Source organism: Oscillospiraceae bacterium, from assembly GCA_022483045.1.
In the GTDB taxonomy this organism is placed as follows: Bacteria; Bacillota; Clostridia; order Oscillospirales; family Acutalibacteraceae; genus Caproicibacterium.
This window is the reverse complement of record JAKVOA010000001.1, coordinates 1,459,735-1,484,316: the sequence shown is the minus strand read 5'-3', so window position 1 is coordinate 1,484,316 and position 24,582 is coordinate 1,459,735. Positions and strand designations below refer to the sequence as shown.

18 protein-coding genes and 2 riboswitches are annotated in these 24,582 nt (G+C 51.8%); of the genes, 16 read left to right on the top strand and 2 right to left on the bottom strand.

Features of this window, described 5'->3' with window-relative positions; genetic code table 11:
* The first annotated feature begins 3 nt into the window (after positions 1–3).
* The 13 genes from rpoB to LKE53_07070 all read left to right on the top strand — a co-directional run bounded on the left by rpoB (position 4) and on the right by LKE53_07070 (position 20,294).
* On the top strand, positions 4–3,747 hold the full coding sequence (rpoB, locus tag LKE53_07130) for a DNA-directed RNA polymerase subunit beta (GenBank protein MCH3972513.1): 3,744 nt from the start codon (positions 4–6) through the stop codon (positions 3,745–3,747).
* Positions 3,748–3,764: 17 nt separating this feature from the next.
* On the top strand, positions 3,765–7,319 hold the full coding sequence (rpoC, locus tag LKE53_07125; protein MCH3972512.1) for a DNA-directed RNA polymerase subunit beta': 3,555 nt from the start codon (positions 3,765–3,767) through the stop codon (positions 7,317–7,319).
* Between the two features lie 181 nt (positions 7,320–7,500).
* The gene (gene rpsL, locus LKE53_07120) at positions 7,501–7,929 is read left to right on the top strand and encodes a 30S ribosomal protein S12 (GenBank protein MCH3972511.1); all 429 of its coding nucleotides are present in this window, start codon (positions 7,501–7,503) and stop codon (positions 7,927–7,929) included.
* 156 nt (positions 7,930–8,085) lie between these two features.
* Positions 8,086–8,556, top strand: coding sequence for a 30S ribosomal protein S7 (gene rpsG, locus LKE53_07115; GenBank protein MCH3972510.1), 471 nt, complete (start codon positions 8,086–8,088; stop codon positions 8,554–8,556).
* A 36-nt stretch (positions 8,557–8,592) separates the two neighbouring features.
* A complete protein-coding gene (gene fusA / locus LKE53_07110) occupies positions 8,593–10,710 on the top strand; it encodes an elongation factor G (protein ID MCH3972509.1) in 2,118 nt (705 codons plus the stop codon).
* 96 nt (positions 10,711–10,806) lie between these two features.
* The gene (tuf, locus tag LKE53_07105) at positions 10,807–12,009 is read left to right on the top strand and encodes an elongation factor Tu (GenBank protein MCH3972508.1); all 1,203 of its coding nucleotides are present in this window, start codon (positions 10,807–10,809) and stop codon (positions 12,007–12,009) included.
* A gap of 99 nt (positions 12,010–12,108) precedes the next feature.
* Complete coding sequence (locus LKE53_07100) at positions 12,109–13,362, top strand: CapA family protein (GenBank protein MCH3972507.1); 1,254 nt, start codon at positions 12,109–12,111, stop codon at positions 13,360–13,362.
* A 39-nt stretch (positions 13,363–13,401) separates the two neighbouring features.
* Positions 13,402–13,538: riboswitch (FMN riboswitch) on the top strand.
* 77 nt (positions 13,539–13,615) lie between these two features.
* On the top strand, positions 13,616–14,254 hold the full coding sequence (locus LKE53_07095) for an ECF transporter S component (protein ID MCH3972506.1): 639 nt from the start codon (positions 13,616–13,618) through the stop codon (positions 14,252–14,254).
* A gap of 132 nt (positions 14,255–14,386) precedes the next feature.
* Positions 14,387–14,494, top strand: a riboswitch (SAM riboswitch).
* A 100-nt stretch (positions 14,495–14,594) separates the two neighbouring features.
* Complete coding sequence (gene metK / locus LKE53_07090) at positions 14,595–15,776, top strand: methionine adenosyltransferase (protein MCH3972505.1); 1,182 nt, start codon at positions 14,595–14,597, stop codon at positions 15,774–15,776.
* Positions 15,777–15,851: 75 nt separating this feature from the next.
* Positions 15,852–16,205: a hypothetical protein gene (locus tag LKE53_07085; protein ID MCH3972504.1), complete on the top strand. Its 354-nt coding sequence runs from the start codon at positions 15,852–15,854 to the stop codon at positions 16,203–16,205.
* Positions 16,206–16,249: 44 nt separating this feature from the next.
* Entirely contained in the window at positions 16,250–18,472 is a 2,223-nt protein-coding gene (locus LKE53_07080) for an ATP-dependent RecD-like DNA helicase (protein MCH3972503.1), read from the top strand.
* On the top strand, positions 18,459–19,142 hold the full coding sequence (locus tag LKE53_07075) for a ComF family protein (protein ID MCH3972502.1): 684 nt from the start codon (positions 18,459–18,461) through the stop codon (positions 19,140–19,142). Before LKE53_07080 ends, LKE53_07075 begins: the two co-directional genes overlap by 14 nt.
* A gap of 114 nt (positions 19,143–19,256) precedes the next feature.
* On the top strand, positions 19,257–20,294 hold the full coding sequence (locus LKE53_07070) for a rod shape-determining protein (protein MCH3972501.1): 1,038 nt from the start codon (positions 19,257–19,259) through the stop codon (positions 20,292–20,294).
* On the opposite strand, the gene LKE53_07065 is transcribed toward LKE53_07070, so the two are convergent.
* A complete protein-coding gene (locus LKE53_07065; protein ID MCH3972500.1) occupies positions 20,278–20,616 on the bottom strand; it encodes a hypothetical protein in 339 nt (112 codons plus the stop codon). The two genes, LKE53_07070 and LKE53_07065, sit on opposite strands and share 17 nt — an antisense overlap.
* Positions 20,594–21,982, bottom strand: a complete 1,389-nt coding sequence (gene murC / locus LKE53_07060) for a UDP-N-acetylmuramate--L-alanine ligase (GenBank protein MCH3972499.1) — start codon at positions 21,980–21,982, stop codon at positions 20,594–20,596. Before murC ends, LKE53_07065 begins: the two co-directional genes overlap by 23 nt.
* Positions 21,983–22,181: 199 nt before the next feature.
* On the opposite strand from murC, the gene LKE53_07055 reads away from it, so the two are divergent.
* The 3 genes from LKE53_07055 (at position 22,182) to rpsB (ending at position 24,575) form a co-directional block, all read left to right on the top strand.
* Positions 22,182–23,045 (top strand): dipicolinate synthase, encoded by an 864-nt coding sequence (locus LKE53_07055; GenBank protein MCH3972498.1) that lies wholly within the window; start codon positions 22,182–22,184, stop codon positions 23,043–23,045.
* Between the two features lie 5 nt (positions 23,046–23,050).
* Positions 23,051–23,647 (top strand): dipicolinate synthase subunit B, encoded by a 597-nt coding sequence (locus LKE53_07050; protein ID MCH3972497.1) that lies wholly within the window; start codon positions 23,051–23,053, stop codon positions 23,645–23,647.
* Between the two features lie 193 nt (positions 23,648–23,840).
* Positions 23,841–24,575 (top strand): 30S ribosomal protein S2, encoded by a 735-nt coding sequence (rpsB, locus tag LKE53_07045; protein MCH3972496.1) that lies wholly within the window; start codon positions 23,841–23,843, stop codon positions 24,573–24,575.
* Positions 24,576–24,582 lie beyond the last annotated feature (7 nt).

The window sequence follows — 24,582 nt, the reverse complement described above, 5'->3', positions numbered from 1 at the left end:
CCAATGGTGAATGTCAAACCGGTAAAGGTAGGCAAAAACACACGTATGAGCTTTGCGAAAATCGATGAGGTTTTGCCCATGCCAAACCTGATTGAAATTCAAAAGAATTCATACGAGTGGTTTCTGCATGACGGCCTGCAGGAGGTATTTAAAGATGTCTCCGGTATTACCGACTACACAGGCAACTTGGTTCTGGATTTTGTTGACTATCAACTCGATGTCGAGCATCCCAACTATACAGTCAAGGAATGCAAGGAACGTGACGCCACCTATGCGGCTCCGCTGCGGGTAAAAGCCCGCCTGCTGAATAAGGAAACCGGTGAGATTAAAGAATCAGACGTCTTCATGGGTGACTTCCCGCTCATGACTGAAAGCGGCACCTTTGTCATCAACGGCGCCGAGCGTGTCATTGTTTCTCAGCTGGTTCGTTCCCCGGGTGTCTACTATAAAATGGAGTATGACAAAACCGGTAAGGAGCTGTACAGCGCAACCGTCATTCCAAACCGCGGCGCTTGGCTGGAGTATGAGAATGACGCAAATGATGTTTTTTATGTGCGAATCGATAAAAACCGCAAACTGCCGGTGACGATTTTTATCCGCTCATTGGGCCTCGGCACAGAAGAGGAAATTCGCGAGTATTTTGGACACAGTGCGCTTTTGGAAGCAACACTGGAAAAAGACCCGTGCAAAAATGAAGAAGAGGCGCTGTTTGAGGTCTACAAAAAACTGCGCCCAAGTGAACCGCCTACACTGGAAAGTGCACAGTCCCACTTAAACGGCCTGTTCTTTGACTCCCGCCGTTATGATCTTTCCCGTGTCGGCCGCTATAAATACAACAAAAAGCTGAATCTTGCCGGCCGCATTACCGGACAGGTTCTCAGCCGCCCAGTGGCAAACCCCTTTACAGGTGAATTAATGGGCGAAGCGGGTCAGGTGGTTTCGCATGAAGCAGCCCGCCAGATGGACGATGCCGGTGTTTCTGCTGTTTATGTAACAGTGAACGAGCATGAAGTAAAGGTTATTTCCAATGGTATGGTTGACATCGGAAAATATGTCAGCTTTGACGCAGAAAAAGAATGCGGTATTCAGGAGCGCGTGCGCTACTCTGTTTTGGCTGAACTGATCGAAAAGGCCGGCGGGGATGAAGAAACCCTGAAAGAAGAACTGCGCACCCATGTAGAAGAATTAGTGCCAAAGCATATTATCATTGATGATATTTTTGCTTCCATCAGCTACATGTGCAACCTGCAGGAAGGCCTTGGCACAACGGACGACATTGACCATTTGGGCAACCGCCGTATCCGCTCTGTCGGCGAACTGCTGCAAAACCAGGTGCGTATCGGTTTTTCCCGCTTGGAGCGTGTGATCCGTGAGCGCATGACGCTGCAGTCGCAGGACTTGGAAGCTTTAACTCCACATTCCCTGATCAACATCCGCCCGGTTGTGGCGGCTATTAAGGAATTCTTCGGTTCTTCTCCGTTGTCACAGTTTATGGACCAGACTAACCCCTTGGCAGAGCTGACGCATAAGCGCCGCCTTTCCGCTTTGGGACCGGGCGGCCTGTCCCGTGACCGTGCCGGATTTGAGGTACGTGATGTGCACTACAGCCATTACGGCCGTATGTGCCCAATCGAGACCCCAGAAGGCCCAAACATTGGCCTGATTTCTTATCTTGCAACATTTGCGCGCATCAATAAGTACGGCTTTATTGAGGCGCCTTACCGCCGGGTCGATAAGGCGACCGGCGTGGTTACCCGCGACGTTGTCTACATGACTGCCGACGTGGAAGATAATTATATCGTTGCCCAGGCAAACGAACCACTGGATGAAGAAGGCCATTTCCAGCACTCTAAAGTCAACGGCCGTCACCGTGACCGCTTTGTGGTTGTCGAGCGCGAAAAAGTTGACTACATGGACGTTTCTCCGCGGATGGTTGTTTCCGTTGCTACGGCTATGATTCCGTTTCTGGAAAACGATGATACCAACCGTGCACTGATGGGCTCCAACATGCAGCGGCAGGCTGTGCCGCTGATTAAGACCGAGTCGCCGATTGTCGGCACCGGCATGGAGTACAAAGCAGGCGTTGACTCCGGCGCTTGTGTGCTGTGCAAGCGCGCAGGCGTTGTGCGCAGTGTTAGCGCAGACGAAGTACGCGTAGATGCCGATGAGGGCGGAACGGATGTCTATCCGATTATCAAGTTCTTGCGCTCCAACTCCGGCACCTGCTTTAACCAGGTCCCGGTTGTGGACTGCAACGACCGCGTCAATGTCGGTGACGTTATCGCTGACGGCCCGGCTACTAAAGACGGCGAAATTTCCCTTGGCAAAAATGCCTTAATCGGCTTTATGACTTGGGAAGGTTACAACTACGAAGATGCTGTCTTAATCAGTGAAAAAGTTGTGCGCGACGATGTGTTTACTTCTATTCATATTGAAGAGCATGAGACCGAGGCCCGTGATACCAAGCTGGGGCCGGAGGAAATCACCCGCGATATTCCAAACGTCAGCGAAGAAATGTTGCGCGATTTGGACGACAACGGCATTATCCGCGTTGGCGCAGAAGTGCATGCCGGTGATATCTTGGTCGGCAAGGTTACCCCGAAGGGCGAAACTGAATTGACTGCAGAGGACCGCCTGCTGCGCGCAATCTTTGGTGAAAAAGCGCGTGAAGTGCGTGATACTTCTCTGCGTGTGCCGCATGGCGAGTACGGCATTGTGGTAGATGTCAAAGTCTTTACCCGCGAAAACAGCCGTGACGAACTGAGCCCCGGCGTCAACAAAGTGGTACGCTGCTATATTGCACAGAAACGTAAGATTTCTGTCGGCGATAAAATGGCTGGCCGCCACGGTAACAAGGGCGTTGTTTCCCGCATCCTGCCGGTAGAGGATATGCCTTATCTGCCGGACGGCACCCCACTGGATATTGTGCTGAACCCGCTGGGTGTACCTTCCCGTATGAATATCGGACAGGTGCTGGAAGTCAACCTGGGTATGGTGGCCCGTGCATTGGGCTGGAAAGTCATGACACCTGTCTTTGACGGTGCCCATGAGGATGATATCCGCGGACTGTTCCGCAAAGTCGGCATGAGCGAAGACGGCAAGTTCCAGCTGCGCGACGGCCGCACCGGCGAGTACTTTGATAACCGGATTACCGTAGGTATTATGTATTACCTCAAACTGCATCATCTGGTCGATGATAAGATGCATGCCCGCTCTACCGGCCCGTATTCTCTGGTCACACAGCAGCCTTTGGGCGGCAAAGCACAGTTTGGCGGCCAGCGCTTTGGCGAAATGGAAGTTTGGGCACTGGAAGCTTACGGTGCTGCATATACCCTGCAGGAGATTCTGACAGTCAAGTCCGACGATGTTGTGGGCCGTGTTAAGACCTATGAAGCAATCGTCAAGGGCCAGAATATCCCGAAGCCGGGCATCCCAGAGTCCTTCAAGGTCTTGATTAAAGAGCTGCAGAGCTTGGGACTGGACATGAAGGTGCTGGATAAAGACAACCAGGAAATTGACCTGCGCCAGAACTTTGACGACGACGATGATATTGGCTTCACACCCAATGACAGCAACTTTGATGAGCCAAATGTTGCAGATAATCTGGATGGCTACTCCGTTGATGAAGCCGACGAAGCCCTGTATGACGGCCCCGATAACTACGAAGACGGCGCACAGAAAACAGACGCCGACGCTGATGAGGGCCAGCCCGATGCTTCACAGGATAACACCGATTCGGTAGACTGACAGGGGGATTTTGCTACATGGAATTTAATACACTGGAATCAATTAAAATCGGCCTGGCTTCTCCTGAAAAAATCCGTGAATGGTCCCACGGCGAGGTCAAGAAACCGGAAACTATTAACTACCGCACCCTAAAACCAGAGCGCGACGGCCTTTTCTGTGAGCGGATTTTTGGGCCGACAAAAGACTGGGAGTGCCACTGCGGCAAATACAAGCGCATTCGCTACAAGGGCAAGATTTGCGACCGCTGCGGCGTTGAAGTTACGCGGGCAAAGGTTCGCCGCGAACGCATGGGCCATATCGAGCTGGCCGCCCCGGTTTCTCATATTTGGTATTTTAAGGGTATTCCTTCCCGCATGGGCTTGATGCTGGACATCTCTCCGCGTATGCTGGAAAAAGTCCTGTATTTTGCAAGCTATATCGTCACAGATCCCGGCAATGTGCGTGAACTGCAGAAAAAGCAGCTGCTCACTGAAAAAGAGTACCGTGATCTGCGTGAAAAATATGAAGATGATTTCCAGGCAGGCATGGGCGCTGAAGCCGTGAAAAAACTGCTGGAAGAAATTGATTTGGATAAAGAATCGAATGAACTGAAAACCGAGCTGGAAAATGCCTCTGGCCAAAAGCGGGTACGCATTTTAAAGCGTTTGGAAGTAGTCGAGGCGTTCCGCCAGTCTGGCAACCGCCCCGAGTGGATGATTTTGGACGTCATTCCGGTTATTCCGCCAGATCTGCGCCCAATGGTTCAGTTGGACGGCGGCCGCTTTGCGACCTCTGACCTGAATGATCTTTACCGCCGCGTAATTAACCGAAACAACCGTTTGGCCCGTCTTTTGGAACTGCATGCACCGGACATCATTGTCCGTAATGAAAAGCGCATGCTGCAGGAAGCAGTCGATGCCCTGATCGATAACGGCCGCCGCGGCCGCCCGGTCACCGGCCCGAACAACCGCCCGCTCAAGTCCCTTTCCGATTTGCTCAAAGGCAAACAGGGACGTTTCCGCCAGAACCTTTTGGGCAAGCGTGTCGATTACTCCGGCCGTTCTGTTATTGCTGTTGGTCCGGAACTAAAAATGTATCAGTGCGGCCTGCCGAAAGAAATGGCACTGGAACTGTTTAAGCCTTTTGTGATGAAGCGCTTGGTTGAAACCGGCGTGGAAAGCAACATTAAGGCTGCCCGTAAAGCAGTAGAACGTGCAAAACCGGAAGTTTGGGATGCACTGGAAATTGTTATTAAAAACCACCCGGTGCTGCTCAACCGTGCACCAACTCTGCATCGCCTGGGCATTCAGGCTTTTGAACCGGTGTTGGTCGAGGGCCGCGCAATGAAGCTGCACCCGCTGGCCTGCACCGCTTACAACGCCGACTTTGATGGCGACCAGATGGCCGTGCATCTGCCGCTTTCCTGCGAGGCACAGGCCGAGGCCCGCTTCTTAATGCTGGCTGCCGGCAACCTGCTGAAGCCTTCTGATGGCAAGCCTGTCACAGTACCTACACAGGATATGATTCTGGGTTCTTACTGGCTGACCCTTGACCGTGACGGCGAAAAGGGCGAGGGCAAAGTCTTTAAAGATATTGATGAAGCCATCATGGCTTATGATGCCAAAGCAATCGAACTGCACGCAAAAATTAAGGTCCGCCGGTATTTGCAGATAGATGGCGTTCAGAAAGAAGCATTGGTAGATACCACTGTCGGCAAGATTATCTTTAACCGGCCGATTCCGCAGGACCTCGGTTTTGTTGACCGCAGCAATCCAGATAACCTCTTTAAATTTGAAGTCGATTTTCTGGTCGGCAAAAAGCAGCTGGGTAATATCATTGAGCGCTGCATCAAGACCCATGGCACCGCTAAAACCAGTGAAGTGCTGGACTGCATTAAGGCACAGGGCTATAAATACTCTACTCTTTCCGGTATTACCGTTGCTGTTTCTGATGCGACTATTCCGCCGCAGAAGAAAGAGATTCTGCAGAAGACCGATGAGCACATTGATTTGATTTCCGACCAGTACAAAAACGGCTTTCTTTCTGATGCTGAGCGCCATGAGGCAGTTATCAGCACATGGAATAAGGCAACCGATGATGTATCGGATGCCCTGCAGAAAAACCTGGACCGCTACAACCCCATTTATATGATGGCGGATTCCGGTGCCCGTGGTTCTATGAGCCAGATTCGTCAGCTGGCCGGTATGCGTGGTCTGATCGCAAATACCTCTGGTGAAACCATTGAGGTTCCTATCCGTGCCAACTACCGTGAAGGCCTGAACATTTTGGAATACTTCATTTCTTCCCGTGGTGCACGTAAGGGCTTGACCGATACCGCTCTGCGTACCGCTGACTCTGGTTACCTGACCCGTCGTTTGGTCGATGTTTCGCAGGATGTAATTATCCGCGAGGACGACTGCGGCGCAACCGAAGGCTTGGAAGTTTATGATATTAAAGAGGGCAAGGAAGTCATCGAATCCCTGCACGAGCGCTTGGTCGGCCGGTACCTGGTCGATGACTTTGTGGATGACAAGACCGGCGAGGTCCTTGTCAGCAAGCACAAGCTGATGAAAGACGCAGATGCCGATATCATTGTCGGCCGCGGCGTTAAGCGCATTAGGATTCGCTCTATTCTGGCCTGCCGCTCTAAGCACGGCGTATGCAAGAAGTGCTATGGACTCAACCTGGCAACCGGTACAGAAGTGTCGGTCGGCGAGGCGGTCGGCATTGTGGCAGCACAATCCATCGGCGAGCCTGGCACACAGCTGACCATGCGTACCTTCCATACCGGCGGTGTTGCAAACGCCGAGGATATTACCCAGGGCCTTCCGCGTGTCGAAGAACTGTTTGAGGCACGCAAACCAAAGCATTTGGCAATCCTCAGTGAACTGGACGGCCGTGTTTCTTTTGAAGAAATCAAGAAAAACCGCCATGTCGTGGTAACAAATGACAATGGTCAGTCTAAGAGCTACCTGATTCCATTCGGTTCCCGTGTTACCGTGCAGGAGGGCCAGGAAATTACTGCAGGCACCCGCCTTACGGAAGGCTCTGTCAACCCGCACGATGTGCTGGATATCAGCGGCGTGCAGGCAGTGCAGGATTACCTGATTGAAGAAGTGCAGCGCGTTTACCGGATGCAGGGCGTTGATATCAATGATAAGCATATCGAGGTCATCGTTCGTCAGATGATGAAGAAAGTGCGTATCGATGAGGCCGGCGATACAACATTCCTGCCCAGCAGCATGGTCGAAAAATCCGAATTCTATGCTGCAAATGAAGAAATCCGCGACCGTGTTGCTGCAGGAGAAGCTACCCTGCGCGAAGCGACCTGCAAGCCGACACTGCTCGGTATTACCAAGGCTGCTTTGGCAACGGAATCTTTCTTGTCAGCTGCCTCCTTCCAGGAAACAACCCGTGTGCTGACCGATGCTGCTATCAAGGGCAAGATCGATCCACTGATGGGCCTGAAAGAAAATGTCATTATCGGCAAACTGATTCCTGCTGGCACCGGCATGAAGCATTACGCCAATGTGCAGCTGGAAGAAACCGGTCTCGACGAAAAAAAGGAAGACTTGACAAATACAGCAGTATAGCTGTATAATAACAAATTGTGATGGTATGCCGCGGCATGTCCGTATGCGCCACCCAAAACCGCATACTTTTCCCACCTCGATGCTTTTTTGCGGGGTGGGATTCGGTGTGTTTAAACCTTGCTGTTACGCGGCACTGCCGCATAGCATAAATTTTCATAAATCTTGAGTTAGGAGGTGTACTATGCCAACATTTAACCAACTGGTTCATACCGGCCGTGAAGTCGCCGAGAGGAAAGCAAAAGCCCCGGCACTGCTGAAAGGCTGGAACGCCAAAAAGCGCGTTGCTATTGACCAGAACTCCCCACAGAAGCGCGGTGTCTGCACCGCTGTAAAGACCGCTACACCGAAAAAGCCAAACTCTGCTCTGCGGAAGATTGCCCGTGTGCGTCTTTCCAACGGAATGGAAGTTACCGCTTATATCCCTGGTGTCGGCCACAACCTGCAGGAGCACTCTGTCGTCATGGTCCGCGGCGGCCGTGTTAAGGATCTGCCTGGTGTCCGTTACCATATTATCCGCGGCACACTGGACGCGCAGGGCGTTGAAAAGCGCATGCAGGCCCGCTCCAAGTACGGCGCAAAGCGCCCGAAGGCAGGAAAAGCTGCCAAATAAGAAAAGGTCTGAAACTGACAGAAACCTTACGGCTGCACCGGCCCTGTAAAAGGACCGTTTGGCGGCGTTTTTATAAACGCCTTTTGCTGGCCTGACGGGAAGCTCTCATTTTCGAGTACCGATGATATCATTTTAATTGTGAAGGAGGGAAGTAAAGTGCCAAGAAGAGGTAATATTGCGAAGCGGGATGTTCTGCCCGATCCAATGTATAATTCTAAATTAGTTACACGTCTTGTCAATAATATCATGATCGACGGTAAGAAGGGCGTTGCCCAGAAGATCGTTTATGGCGCTTTCGATATTATTAAGGAAAAGACCGGCAAAGAACCCCTGGAAGTTTTCGAGGCTGCCATGGAAAATGTCATGCCGTCTCTGGAAGTAAAGGCCCGCCGTGTTGGCGGTGCAACTTACCAGGTACCAATGGAGGTGCGCCCCGAGCGGCGCCAGACCCTGGGTCTGCGGTGGCTTACCACATATTCCCGCCAGCGTTCCGAGCGTACAATGAAGGAGCGCCTTGCAGCTGAAATTATGGATGCTGTAAACGGCGCCGGCGGCGCAGCCAAAAAGCGCGATGAAACGCATAAGATGGCTGAAGCAAACCGCGCATTTGCTCATTACAGATGGTAATGCAGCAAATTTTTGCTGAACGAATGGAGGAAAAGCATGCCTAGGCAGGTACCACTTGAAAAAACCCGTAATATCGGTATTATGGCCCATATCGATGCCGGTAAAACGACTACGACCGAGCGTATCCTGTACTACACCGGTATCAACCATAAAATGGGTGAGGTGCATGATGGCGCGGCCACAATGGACTGGATGGCCGAGGAACAGGAGCGCGGCATTACCATTACTTCCGCTGCTACCACCTGTTTCTGGACTCACAGCGAATATTTTGGAGACCCCGAAAAGAACAAAGATTACCGTATCAATATTATTGATACCCCCGGCCACGTTGACTTTACTGTTGAAGTCGAGCGTTCTCTGCGTGTACTGGATGGCTCCGTCACTGTCTTTTGTGCAAAAGGCGGCGTAGAGCCTCAGTCTGAGACCGTTTGGCGTCAAGCAGAGCAGTTTGGCGTGCCGCGTATGGCTTATGTTAATAAAATGGACATTATGGGTGCAAACTTCTATAATGTCATTGATATGATGAAGGACCGCCTGCACTGCCACCCGGTCCCGATTCAGCTGCCAATCGGCGCTGAGGATACTTTCCGCGGCATTATCGACTTGGTCACCATGAAGGCTGATGTCTATTATGATGATATGGGCAACGATATGCGTGTAGAGGACATCCCTGCTGATATGCTGGAAAAAGCCAAGAAGTACCGTACAGAGATGGTCGAAGCAATTGCCGAGCAGGACGATACCCTGATGGAGAAATATCTCTCTGGTGAAGAACTGACCCGCGATGAGCTCGTTTCCACTCTGCGCAAGGCAACCATTGCCAACAAACTGGTGCCGGTTACCTGCGGCACTTCTTACCGCAACAAGGGCGTGCAGAAACTGCTGGATGCCATTATCGATTATATGCCGGCACCGACAGATGTGCCTGCAATCCGTGGCACCAACCCGAATACAAACGAAGAAGAGGACCGCAAGCCGTCTGATGACGAGCCTTTCTCCGCACTGGCATTTAAGATTGCGACAGATCCCTTTGTCGGCAAACTGTGCTACTTCCGTGTGTATTCCGGTAAACTGAATGCCGGCGATACCGTTTACAACTCCACTAAGGACTGTGACGAGCGTATCGGCCGTATTCTGCAGATGCACGCAAACCACCGCCAGGATTTGGAAACCGTATATGCCGGCGACATTGCCGCTGCAATCGGCGTAAAGAACACCACAACTGGTGATACCCTGTGCGATGAAAAGCACCCGGTCGTTTTGGAATCCATGGACTTCCCGGATCCGGTTATCCGTGTTGCCATTGAGCCAAAGACCAAAGCCGGCCAGGAAAAGATGAGCATTGCGCTTGCAAAGCTGGCTGAAGAAGACCCGACCTTTAAGGCTTATACCGATGAAGAGACGGGCCAGACCATCATTGCCGGCATGGGCGAACTTCATCTGGAGATCATTGTTGACCGCCTGATGCGTGAGTTCCATGTTGAAGCAAATGTTGGTAAACCGCAGGTCGCTTGCAAAGAGACAATTCGCAAGCCGGCAGATGTCGACTGCAAATATGTCCGTCAGAGCGGCGGTAAAGGCCAGTATGGCCATGTTAAGATTCGTGTCTTCCCGAACCCGGGCGAAGGATACAAATTCGAGAATGTCACCGTTGGCGGCTCTATCCCGAAGGAATATATCCCTGCTGTTGATGCCGGTATTCAGGGCGCAATGCAGTCCGGTGTAGTTGCCGGATACAATGTAGTTGATGTGCGTGTTGAGCTGTACGACGGCTCTTATCACGAGGTCGACTCCTCTGAAATGGCATTTAAGATTGCCGGTTCCATGGCATTTAAGGATGCTATGCGCAAGGCAGATCCGGTTATTATGGAGCCTATCATGAAGGTTACTGTTACAGTGCCGGATGAGTATATGGGCGACGTAATCGGCGACTTGAATTCTCGCCGCGGCATGATCGAGGGCATGGACGCCGTAAACGGCGCGCAGCAGATCCATGCAATGGTTCCGCTGTCTGAGATGTTTGGCTATGCTACAGATATGCGTTCTAAAACACAGGGCCGTGGCCAGTTTACTATGGAGCCTGACCACTATGCTGAAGTGCCGAAGAACATTTCTGAGAAAATCGTGACTGCCCGTACGAAAAAGGATGACTAACCGTAAATACTGCTTGATTTTTCCCGGCATTCTTGCTAAAATGAGTTTGCATTCAATGGGAAAAATATGACTGAAAAATAAAGGAGGATACTTCCAATGGCTAAGGAAAAATTCGACAGATCCAAGCCGCATGTGAACATTGGCACGATTGGCCATGTTGACCACGGCAAAACGACCCTGACTGCTGCTATCACCAAGGTGCTCGCACTGAAAGGTGACGCAAGCTTCAAGGATTACGCCAGCATTGACTCCGCTCCTGAAGAGCGTGAGCGCGGCATTACAATTAACACTGCTCATATCGAGTATCAGACCGACAAGCGCCACTATGCGCATGTCGACTGCCCCGGCCATGCTGACTATGTCAAGAACATGATCACCGGCGCTGCTCAGATGGATGGTGCTATTCTGGTTGTTTCCGCTGCTGATGGCCCGATGCCTCAGACCCGTGAGCATATTCTGCTTGCCCGCCAGGTTGGTGTGCCTTATATCGTTGTTTATATGAACAAGTGCGACCAGGTTGATGACCCTGAGCTGCTTGACCTTGTTGAAATGGAAATTCGTGACCTGCTCAACGAGTACGGCTTCCCGGGCGACACCACTCCGATCGTTCGCGGCTCTGCTCTGAAGGCTTTGGAGTCTGACTCCAAGGACATCAATGCTCCTGAGTACAAGAGCATTATCGACCTGATGAACATTGTCGATGACTATATCCCGACTCCTGACCGTAAGTCTGATCAGCCGTTCCTGATGCCTGTCGAAGATGTCTTCACCATCACCGGCCGTGGCACAGTTGCTACTGGCCGTGTAGAGCGTGGTATGGCTAAGATCGGCGACGAAGTTGAAATCATCGGTCTGACAGACGAGCGCAAGAAGAGCGTTATCACCGGCCTGGAGATGTTCCGCAAGACTCTGGACTTTGCAGAGGCTGGCGATAACATCGGTGCTTTGCTGCGTGGCATTCAGCGCGAGGATATCGAGCGCGGCCAGGTTATTGCAAAGCCCGGCACTATTCATCCGCACACCAAGTTTAAGGGCCAGGTCTATGTCCTAACAAAGGATGAAGGCGGCCGTCATACACCGTTTTTCAACAACTATCGCCCGCAGTTCTACTTCCGTACAACAGATGTCACCGGTGTTATCTCCCTGCCTGAGGGCACTGAGATGTGTATGCCTGGCGACCATGTCGAGATGACAGTTGAACTGATTGCTCCGATCGCTATTGAAGAAGGCCTGCGCTTCTCCATTCGTGAGGGCGGCCATACTGTTGGTTCCGGCGTTGTTTCCGAAATCATCGAGTAATTTGTATTTCCAAGGTCCTGTCTCTTTATGAGACAGGACCTTTTTTATTGCTTATTTTTCCCTTTCTGTTATACTAGAATTTGAAAGTGGGGAAAGTGTATGAATCGTCAGAAAAATGACCGTTTTTATCGAAAAAAGAGCACACGGCATGCGCGCATGGTGCGAAACCGCATTTTAATGGTTCTTTCAGGGGTGCTGGTAATTAGCCTGCTTACTGTGGGAATCACCACGATTGTTCGCTACGCAGGGCAGCAGGGGACACCTTCGGCAGCAAAAATTTCCTCTTCTGCGGTTCCTTCAAAAGCCGCAGCAAAATCATCGCAGATTACCATTTTGGGTACCGGCGACGATTTGATTCATAGTTCTATATATAAATCTTGTGCAACAGAAAACGGCGGCTACGACTTTCGGCCGGTTTACAAAGAGATTAAAGCCAATGTTTCCGCAGCGGACGTTGCCTTTGTCAACCAGGAAACAGTTTTGGCACCCTCGGTCGGGCCGCTTTCCGGTTATCCCTCCTTTAATTCGCCGACACAGGTCGGCGACGCGTTGGTGGATACCGGATTTGACGTAATCAGCCAGGGAAACAACCACATGCTGGATATGGAGCAGGCCGGCCTTTTGGCTACCCTTAATTACTGGAGCACGAAAAAAGGAATTCAGGTGGTCGGTGCCTACCGTAACCAGGCAGATTTAGACAATATCCGCATTGTTAAGAAAAACGGTATTAAAACAGCATGGCTTGGATTTGTAGAGATGACAAACGGCAGTACCCTGCCCTCTGACAGCAGCATGAAAATTGTTTATACCAAACAGCGCGACGAGATCAAGCGTTTGATTACCAAAGCAAAGTCTATGGCAGATGTCGTTGTCGTTTCGGTACATTGGGGTACAGAGGATAAATATGCTCTTTCCGATACCGAAAAGACACTGGGGCAGGATATGGTCGATTGGGGCGCGGATGTGATTTTTGGTAACCACCCGCATGTGCTGCAGCAGCTGACTACGCTGACCCGCAAAAGTGACGGCGCGGTGTGCCCGGTGATGTATGCTTTCGGCAACCTGATATCTACTCAGCGCAAGGCGCAGAACCTGGTTGGCGGCCAGCTGACGGTTACTTATCAGAAAAATGCCCAGGGCAAAGTTTCATTTTCCGGTATGAAATTCAAGCCCTCCGTCACGTACTACGAAACAGACGGTAAAAATGTGCATGTGGAAATGCTCAAAGACTTTACGGATTCCATGGCGAAACAGAGCCGTACATGGGAGGTCACAAACGGTGAATTTACGCCTGCCTACGCTAAAAAAGTGGTAAATCAGAGCATTCCCAAAAAGTATCAGGATTGGACTTGACAGTCCTTGCAAAACTGAATATACTAATATAGGAATTGAATAATTCTTCGGGGCGGGGTGTGATTCCCCACCGGCGGTAATACAGCTTTAGGCTGCAAGCCCGCGAGCGGTCGTCAACCGCAGATTTCGGTTAGATTCCGAAGCCGACGGTATAGTCCGGATGGTAGAAGATGTGGAAGAAACTGCGCCCCTGTGCCTTTTTGTGCACTGGGGCGCTTTTTAAATCCATTCCATGTCTCAAAAAGGAGAAATTATGGCTTCTCAAACACAAGCAACAACCCTGAAAAAGACAAAAATCACCAGTACGCGCAACATCGCGGTCATTGGCATTCTGAGTGCTCTGTCGGCTGTCATTATGGCTTTTGAGTTCCCGCTGCCGTTTCTGCCGGTATTTTACAAACTGGATTTCAGCGAAGTGCCGGTCTTGCTGGGCGGCTTTGCGCTGGGTCCCGGCGCGGCGGTGTGTATTGAGGGCATTAAAGAAGTGCTGCACATTCTGCTGAGTGGCGGTTCACAGACAGCCGGTGTCGGGGAACTGGCAAACTTTATCATCGGCTGTGGCATGGTAGTGCCGGCTTCTCTCATTTACCGCTACCGCAAGACCCGCAAAACTGCGCTGGTTGGCATGGTTGTCGGGGCTCTGTTGATGACAGTTGTGGGCGGCCTGATGAACGCCTTTGTGCTGCTGCCTGTCTATGCGGCTGCTTTCCATATGCCGCTGGATGCAATTATCGCCATGGGCACCAAAATAAATTCCAGTATTCACAGCATGACTTCTTTTGTTCTGCTGGCTACAACGCCGCTGAATCTGATTAAAGCGGTACTTACCGGCGGCATTACCTTTGCCCTTTACAAGTACGTAAGCCCTGTTTTACACGGCCGCAAGCACTAAAGCATGTATTCTATTTAGGTAAATACAGGGATTTGTCGCTTTTTTAGACAGATAACGATTTTTGTTTATTTACACCCTTTTGGGTATTATGCTATACTGTGCTTTGTAAGAAAGAGAAAAAATTAAATATCACCCTTATCAAGAGTGACGGAGGGAACAGGCCCGATGATGTCCGGCAACCCGTGCAGCTTTATGGCTGTGCAAGGTGCCAATTCCTGCGGTGAAGCCGATAGATGAGGTATCGAAAGATATATAGCGCTGTCTGCTTTTTGCCGGACAGCGCTTTTTTTGCGGCCGCCCGCTCACCTTGATTTGGAATCTACACAGGAGGTTCATTTCTATGGCAAAACATCTCTTTACATCAGAGTCCGTTACAGAAGGGCATCCCGACAAGGTCTGTGACCAGATAGCCGACGCTATCTTGGACGATATTATTTCTAAAGACCCCAATGCACATGTTGCCTGCGAAGTTACTGCATGCACGGGCATTGTCCATGTGATGGGCGAAATCTCTACCACCTGCTATGCGGATATACCGGCTGTCGTGCGCCGCGTGGTCAATGAGATTGGCTACAACAACCCGGCGTTTGGCTTTAATGGCAACACCTGCGGTGTGCTGACTTCAATTGATGCGCAGTCACCGGATATTGCAATGGGTGTCAACGAGTCTTACGAAGTGAAAAACGGTGCTTCTGATGCGGACGACCTGATCGGCGCCGGTGACCAGGGCATGATGTTTGGCTATGCCTGTGATGAAACAAAAGAAAAGATGCCGCTGGCAATTTCTTTGGCACACAAGCTGGCTAAAAAGTTGGCTGCAGTGCGCAAAGACGGAAGCATTCCGTACCTGCGTCCAGATGGAAAAACCCAGGTTACAGTCGAGTATGACGGCGATACGCCGGTGCGTGTAGAGGCAGTTGTCCTTTCCACACAGCACAACCCCGATGTCACACTGGAGCAGATTCGCAAAGATATGATCGAAAAGGTCATTAAGACAACGATTCCGGCAAAATGGCTGGATGAAAATACAAAATACTATGTAAACCCGACCGGCCGCTTTGTCATCGGCGGCCCGGTGGGCGACTCTGGCCTGACCGGCCGCAAGATTATCGTCGACACCTACGGCGGATATGGCCGTCACGGCGGCGGTGCTTTCTCGGGCAAAGACCCGACTAAGGTTGACCGCTCTGCTGCCTATGCAGCACGCTGGGTCGCGAAGAACATTGTTGCCGCCGGCCTTGCAAAGCGCTGCGAAGTACAGCTGGCCTATGCAATCGGCGTTGCACACCCGGTTTCTATTATGGTTGAAACTTTTGGTACTTCTTCCTACACCAATGAGCAGCTGGCTGCTGCCGTGGAAAAGGTATTTGATCTGCGCCCGGCCGCCATTATCCGCACCCTTGACCTGCGCCGCCCGATTTACCGCCAGCTTGCCAGCTATGGTCAGATGGGCCGTGAAGACCTTGGCGTAACTTGGGAAAAGACGGACCGCGTTGACGAGCTGAAAAAAGCATTAGCTTAAAAGATTTTGCTGCTGCGTAAAAAAGCAGTGTGCAGCTGTCACCTCTTTGCATACCCTGTAAAGAGGTGATTTTTTATGGGTGCAGGAGAGGTCCTTCTTGTTTTGCTGGCAGTGGCGGGGTTGTGCAGCCTAATGCAGCTTTTGATGCGCATTTTGTACCGCTCCGGCAAAAAAATCGGCACGCTTCTTTTGGTACTGCATTTTACCGGCCACTGCGAAGATGCAGAGTATGAGTTGCGCTGTGCACGCAGCCGCCTGCGCGAAGCTGAGGGCTTTGCGCAAAAGCGGCTGCTGGTAGTCGATGACGGCATGGATGAGCAGACAAAAAAAATATGTGCACTTTATCTTTACCGCACGCCAGGGGTCACATACTGCACTGCGGCGTCATTTGCAAAGATGGAGGCATTGCAGTATACTGAAATAAATTGAAACAATACGGAAGATATAAAAAAGACAGGAGCAGGCAGAAAGCGATGGAAACACAGACGCTGCTGGAAATGACAGGCACGGTAGAGCGCATTACCTTTCGCAATGAAAACAACGGCTACACGGTGCTGGAACTGAATAACGGCGAAGAGCTGGCGACTGTGGTTGGCGCTTTGCCTACTGCAGAGGCAGGAGACGACCTGCATGTTGTCGGGAAATGGGTGGAACACCCGACTTTTGGGCGGCAGTTCAGCGCACAGATTTATGAGCGTGTGCCGCCATCTTCTGCAGAGGCGATTCTGCTGTACCTTTCTTCCGGTGCGGTAAAGGGAATTGGCCGTGCAATGGCAAAACGAATTGTCGACACCTTTGGCGACAAATCGCTGCAGATCTTGGAGAAGGAACCGCTGCGCTTAGCCGAAATCAGTGGAATCTCCAAACGAAAGGCAGAGCAGATAGGGCAGACCTACCAGAAAAAGCTCGGAATCCGTGAGGTGATCCTGGGACTGCAGGAATTTGGTGTCCTGCCAGAAGAGGCCGTGCGCGTCTACCGCGTTTACGGGCCGGATTCGGTTGCACAGGTGCGCAGTGACCCGTACTGCCTGTGTGTAGCGGATGTTGCGCTCGGTTTTCAGCGCGCCGACAGCATTGCAGCTTCTCTGGAACACCCGGCTGATGACCCATGCCGGGTGCGTGCGGGCATTCTGTATGTCCTGCAGCACAATATCAGCAACGGTCACACCTACCTGCCGCAGGACAAGCTGCTGACGACTTCCGCAAGAATGCTTGGGCAGCCGCCTGCGCTGCTGGAAGAGGTCTTTACGCAGATGATGCAGGAGGGCAGCGTGATCACCTGCACCATTCGTGACCGCACTGCGGTCTACCTGCCGCGCCTTTATCGGGCAGAAGTTTTTTCCGCTGAGCGCCTGCAGATGATGACGGATTATCCCAGCCAGCCGATTGCAGACGCGGAAAAAGCAATCGAAGAATTTGAAAATAAAATTGGAATTTCTTACGCAGAAGAACAAAAAGAGGCAATCTTTACGGCTCTGACGCACGGCATGCTCATTTTGACCGGCGGCCCGGGCACCGGCAAAACCACAACTTTAAATGCAATTATCCGCATTTTGCAGAAAAAGGGCGAAAAGGTACTTTTGGCAGCGCCAACCGGCCGTGCGGCAAAGCGAATGAGCGAATTGACCGGTGAAGAAGCCAAAACGCTGCACCGCCTGCTCCAGGTGGAGTGGGACGAAACCGACAGCCCGGTTTTTGCCCGCAATGAGCAGAAACCGCTGGAGTGCGATGCACTAATTGTCGATGAACTTTCCATGGTGGATATTTCTTTGTTTGAAGCACTGCTTCGGGCACTGCCCATGGGCTGCCGTTTGGTGCTTGTGGGTGACTGCGACCAGCTGCCGAGCGTTGGCCCAGGCAACGTACTAGGCGACTTGATTGCTTCTGGCATGCTGCCAGTGGTGCAGCTGCACCGCATTTTCAGACAGTCTATGCAAAGCCTGATTGTCACCAATGCCCACCGCATTTTGGCGGGGCAGATGCCGGTGCTCAATGACTGTAGCCATGACTTTTTCTTCCTGCAGCGCACAGAACCGGGGCAGATTGCCCAGACAATCCGGGACCTGTGCGCGGTGCGCCTGCCCGCAACATACGATTTTTCGCCGCTTACGGATATTCAGGTGCTTACTCCGACCCGAAAAGGGGAGCTTGGGACAGTCGAACTCAACAAACTGCTGCAGCAGGCTCTGAATCCGCACGCCACCGGCAAGCAGGAGATTAAGATAAACGGCCGCCTGTTTCGCGAAGGCGACAAAGTAATGCAGACCAAAAACAACTATACTCTGACATGGGAAAAAGAGGACGGCACCGAGGGGGATGGCGTTTTTAATGGGGACATCGGCGTGATTCAGCAGATAAACCGGGGCGCTTCCACGATGACGGTGGATATGGACGGCCGCACTGTGACCTATGAATTGGAGACTGCCGCCGAGCTGGAGCTTGCCTACGCCATGACGGTGCACAAAAGTCAGGGCAGTGAATTCCCGGCAGTGGTTATGCCCATGTACCCGGGGCCGCGGCCGCTGTACTACCGAAATTTATTTTACACAGCGATTACCCGCGCCCGCAAACTGCTGATTTTGGTAGGCACTCAGCGTACAGTACACACCATGGTGGAAAACGACCGCCATATGCGCCGTTACTCTGGCCTGCGTGATTTTTTGACCGGCGAGGCGGTCCCGAATGAGAGCGCCTGACTGGTCCTTTGCAGCGGACCTTTTGTTCCCACCGCGCTGTCCGTTCTGCGGGCAGGTTATCCGGCATGGGGAACAGACCTGCCCCACTTGCGCACAACTAAAGCCCTCTGCCATACGGCGGGAGCTACCGCAGCCCGGCGGAGAAGGTCTGCTCTGCTTTGCAGCCTACCCGTATACGGGAAAGGCACGGAAAGCTGTTCTGCGTATGAAATTTGAAGGTGAAGCGCCGATTGCTGGCTTTTTGGGCCGGCAGCTAGCGCAAAGTCTGCAGGCGGAGCTTTCGCAGTCATTTTTGCCGGATGTGGTCACAGTGGTTCCCATGACGAAACTACACCGCCTGCGCCGCGGCTATAACCAAAGCGAACGCATTGCTCGCGCGGCTGCAAAGGCGTTGGGCCTGCCATACCAGTCGCTGCTGTGCAAACGAAAGCACAACCGCGTACAGCACAAATTAAGCGAAAAAGAGCGTTTCCAAAATGTACAAGGGGTTTTTGCGGCCCTGCCGCAGGCTGGCGGTCTGCGTATTTTGCTGGTAGACGACATTGTGACAACCGGCGCGACACTAGCTGCCTGCCAAACAGCGCTCTTTTCCGCCGGCGCAGCGGAGGTCTTGTGTGCTGCAGCGGCGATGACCCTGCCCAGTAACGAAGCAGGAAAGAATAAGCATTGAAAAAAGCGGCAGATTATATTATAATGAACTGTACAGAAATGGAATTGTAGTTTTTACCTTATTTTACTTTATTAAGAAAATATGATATAATTTTATAGAAATGGATGTGGTCATGTGCTTGGCATCGATATTGCAGTCGACCTTGGTACATACGCGATTAAGATCTATGTTGCCGGCAAAGGCATTGTGGTAAATGAGCCGTCTGTAGTGGCGGTGGATGTAGAAACAGACGAAGTCAGGGCAGTGGGCAGTGAGGCTTTTGCCATGCTTGGTCGTACAAGCGACAAGGTAAAGGTCATTCGTCCTTTGGTAAAAGGGGTTATTTCTGATTTCCAGTGGGCCAGCTATTTGGTAGACTACTACTTTCAGCAACTGGGCAGCGGCCGTTTTCTGCACTCCCGTGTTATGCCGCGCGTTGTCGAAAGCCTGCCCTGCCAGATTACCGGCGTAGAGCGTTTGGCGGTCAATAAATCCATCATCAGTGCGCGTGTGCGCCGGCTGTACTCCATCGACGAGCCGGTCGCCGCGGCGATTGGTGCTGGCGTTGATGTTGCCAATCCGCACGGCGCGCTGATTATCGATGTGGGTGCCGGTGCAACGGATATGGGTGTTATTTCATTGGGTGGTTTGTCGATTGCGCGGTCGATTAAGGTTGCTGGTTTTGCATTTGACCAAGCCATTATTCGTTACGTGCGCGACAAGTATGACTTGATTATCGGCGAGCGCATGGCCGAAAGTTGCAAAATTTCGATCGGTGGTGTGCTGCAGCGGCCGGAGCCGCTGACCTGCCGTATTAAGGGCCGTGATGCTGATACCGGCCTGCCCGCATGGCGGGACATCAGCAGCCAAGAGCTGGTGGCGCCGATGCTTGACCCTGCAGCGGAGATTGCGGTCGTATTGCAGGAAATGCTCGAAAAAACGCCCCCGGAGCTTTTGGGCGATGTTTATATGGATGGCATTGTTATGACCGGCGGTTCGGCACAGCTGTATGGCCTCAGCCAGTACATTTCTGACAAAGTAAAAATGCCGGTCCATGTCGCGGAAGATGCCGATACCTGTGTGGCACTGGGCGCTGGGAAAGCAATTCAGTTTATTGATGCCGCTGAGCATAAAGCATATGGTGTCATTAACCCGCTTACTGTCGTTTATTAAGTGCAGAAGAAAAGACCTGCAAAAAAATAGGAATCTTAATAACAAAAATAAAGAAACAGCCGTCCGAGAGCGTTTTTGCTTTCGGGCGGCCGTTTTGTATACGAATTTGTATTTTATTCTTTTGCAGAAGCTTCACGCTTTTGTAACGGTCGACAATCAGGTCGGTGCACTGATACGCGTTGCCGCCGCCCATGGTCAAAATCAGGTTGCCAGGCTTTGCGTGTGCTATAAAAATAAAGGAACGGCCGTCCGAGAGCGTTTTTGCTTTCAGGCGGCCGTTTTGTATACGAATTTTTATTTTATTCTTTCGCGGAAGCTTCACGCTTCTTGTAGCGGTCGACAATCAGGTTGGCGCACTGATACACGTTGCCGCCGCCCATGGTCAAAATCAGGTCGCCGGGCTTTGCGTGTGCCATGACGTAGTCAGCAATTTCCGGGAAAGTTTTGCGGTAAACTGCATTCGGTACTTTCTTTACTAAGTCTTCCGCATAAATATTATAGGTATTCTTTTCACGAACGGCCAAAATCTCCGAAACAATGACATGGTCGGGAATTGTCAGCGCTTTGGCGAAATCGTCCAGCAGAAGCGCTGTGCGGCTGTAGGTGTGCGGCTGAAAGATGGCCCAGACCTCGTGAAAGCCCATGCGCATGGCGGCAGAAAGGGTGGCGGTCAGTTCGGTGGGGTGGTGGGCAAAGTCATCGGCAACCGTAATGCCCTCGTATGTGCCGAGCATTTCAAACCGACGGTGAACGCCGGTAAAAGCTTTCAGGCTCTTTTGCAGCTGCTCAGCGTCAATGCCCATCAGGTCGCACACTGCATAGGCAGCCATGGCATTGTAAATGTTGTGTTTGCCGGGGATCGAGAGCGTAATCTCGTTTACTTTTTTTCCATTTTTCAGTACGTCAAAACGCTCGCGGGCAGCTTTGGTGTCCTGAATATTGACCGCGCGGTAGTCGCAACCTTCGCTTTCACCAAATGTGACAATCTTGGCGTGGGTCAGACCCTCTACAGCTTTACGGGTGTTGGCGTCGTCGCCGTTTATAACCAAAATACCGGAGGTCTGCTTTGCAAACTGCCGGAAAGAACGAATGATGTTGTCTACAGTTTTAAAGTAATCCAAGTGATCATCATCGATATTCAGAATAACCGCAAGGTAGGGGTGCAGCTGCAGAAAGGTGTCTACATATTCACAGGACTCGACAACAATTTTATCAGAAGTACCCGCGCGGCCATTGGTGCCGATTTTGGGCAGCTTGCCGCCAATGACAGCAGAGGGGTCAGCGCCGGCGTCCAGCAGAACAGAAGTGATGAGGCCAGTGGTTGTTGTTTTGCCGTGCGTACCGGAAACACAGATGCTTTTGGGGTAGCGGCTGGTAACAAGCCCTAGCAGCACGCTGCGCTCGATGCAGGGGATGTTCTGTTCTTTGGCGGCGACCAGTTCGGGGTTGTCCAGCTTGATCGCAGCAGAGTAGACGACTAGCTCTTTTCCAGCAACATTCTCGGCTTTTTGGCCCATGTAGACCGGTATGCCGTAAGACTTAATCCGCTGCAGAGTATCGGATTCTGCATTGTCCGAACCGGAAACTGCATAGCCGCGGTGAATCAGAATTTCGGCCAGTGGGCACATGCCGCTGCCGCCAATGCCGACAAAGTGCACTTTCTTTACTTTTGAAAGTATATCGTTCATGTAGTGGAACAACTCCTTTTTATATGTCACGGAAAAAGCTTCGTATTTGGCTAGTTTAAAAACCATTTCTAATCATAACCATTTTCAGGTCCGATTGCAAGCAATACCTGCAAAAAAGAGAGCCGATTTATCATGCTCTGCGGGCACAACATTTCCCCGTTTCCCATAGTATGGTACATGAATCTGGAGGGAATCCGCTATGAGAATAGATCGCAGCAGTTTTGGAATTCTGGGCGGCGACCGGCGTCAGCTTGCCCTGGCAGAGTCCATAGCCGGGGATGGCTTTACGGTAGTTGCCTGTGGCTTTGAGAACGCAGAGTTTTCTGATGACATACAAAAGGCCGATTTGCGAAAGACAGCGGCAGCCTGCGGCACCCTGCTGCTGCCGCTGCCGGTCACTGTTGATGGAAAAAACCTGAAAGCAGAATACGCCGATGACCCCATACCACTGGATGAGGCATTTGCTGCGGCCCTTTCTGGGCACTGCGTTTACGGCGGTATGCTGGGGCGCGCGCTGGCTGCGTGCCCACAGCTGGAAGAAGTAGAGATGCAGGATTATTATGCCCGAGAGGACTTTGTCCTGCGCAATGCAGCGGTGACTGCCGAGGGTGCCTTGGAGTTTGCAATGCGGGAGTACCCGGGTACCATCTGCGGCAGCAGGTGCCTGGTGGCGGGATTTGGGCGTATCGGCAGTCAGCTGGCGCCCCGTTTGCGGGCATTGGGTGCGGAAGTTTCTGCTACGGCCCGGCGCCCAGAAACGGCCGCACTGATTGAAGCTGCCGGCTGCCGGGTGCTGCCGATTGCACAGCTGGAGTCCGGCGGCAGTTATGATATTCTATTTAATACCATACCGGCAGAGGTCTTTACACGGCGGGTGCTTTCCGCCTATCCGCGCGGTATGCTGCTGATCGACCTTTCTTCTGCGCCGGGCGGTGTGGATATGGCGGCAGCGAAAAAGCTGGGCCTGTGTGCCCTGCATGCGTTTTCACTGCCGGCAAAGGTAGCACCGCGTGCCGCAGGGGAAATTATTAAACAGACCGTCTATCAAATGATGAAGGAGTGAGGGGAGTGGATAAAGCTGTTTTAGGCTTTGCCATGTGCGGCTCTTTCTGCACGTTCAGCCGTGCACTGGAGCAGATGCGTATTTTAAAAGATATGGGGTATGATATTTTACCGATTATGAGTGAAACTGCGGCCAAAACAGATACCCGCTTTGGCCGGGCCACGGATTTCCTTTGGCAGATAGAGGACATTACAGGCCGTATTCCCATTTGCAGCATTCCGGGTGCCGAACCGATCGGCCCGAAAAAAATGGCAGACCTTGTTGTTGTGGCGCCCTGCACCGGCAATACCCTTGCGAAGCTTGCAAACGGTGTAACGGATACAGCTGTGACCATGGCAGTCAAGTCGAACCTGCGGGTGCACCGTCCGGTGCTTTTGACGATTGCGACCAATGATGCGCTGGCCGCTTCCGCGCAGAATATCGGCCGTCTGCTCAATGTAAAGCACGTGTATTTCACGCCGTTCCGGCAGGACGACCACGAAAAAAAGCCTTCCTCGGCTGTGGCAGATTTTACGCTGCTGCCGCAGGCTGTGGAGCAGGCGCTGCAGGGACAGCAAATGCAGCCGATTTTACTGGCACCGGTAAAAGGTGGATGCCGGTAAAAAACGTATTTTTTCTGTATTTGGTGTACTTTTCTGCTTGTATTTTCCGGAAAATTCTGATATAATATTTATCGTCTGCAGAAATGCAGAAATCAATCATTTCGCACGCTGTTGTTTGTGTGGGGTGGTGCCCTTTTGTCAGGGTACCCCGCGCGGGAAGCACAGCGGAGGAATAACCAAGGAGGAACTTATTATGTCAGTCGTATCTATGAAACAGCTACTCGAAGCGGGTGTCCATTTTGGTCACCAGACCCGTCGTTGGAACCCGAAAATGAAGCCCTATATCTTTACCGAGCGCAACAGTATCTACATTATCGACCTGCAGAAGACCGTACGCAAGCTGGAGGAAGCCTATAACTTTGTCCGCGAGCTTTCCGCAGAGGGCAAGAGCGTTCTGTTTGTCGGCACAAAGAAGCAGGCACAGGACTCTATCCGTGAAGAAGCCGAGCGCGCAGGTGCTTACTATGTGAATGCCCGCTGGCTTGGCGGCATGCTCACCAACTTCCGCACCATTCGCCACCGTATCGACCGCTTAAATCAGCTGCAGGCGATGAAAGAGGACGGGACCTTTGACCTTCTGCCAAAGAAGGAAGTCGCAAAGCTGACCCTCGAAATCGACAAACTGGAAAAGTATATGGGCGGCATTAAAGATATGAAGAAGCTGCCGGGTGCATTGTTTATTGTTGACCCGCGCAAAGAGCATATCGCCGTTACCGAGGCCCGCAAGCTGCATATCCCGATTATTGCCATTGTCGACACCAACTGTGACCCGGATGAGATCGATTATGTTATTCCGGGCAACGATGATGCAATTCGTGCAGTCCGTCTGATTTCTGCAACCATGGCAAATGCTATTTTGGAGGGCCACGAGGGCCAGCAGGATAAAGACGCAGAGAGCAAGGACAACGCAAAAGCAGAAGAGAAGTAATTGCTGT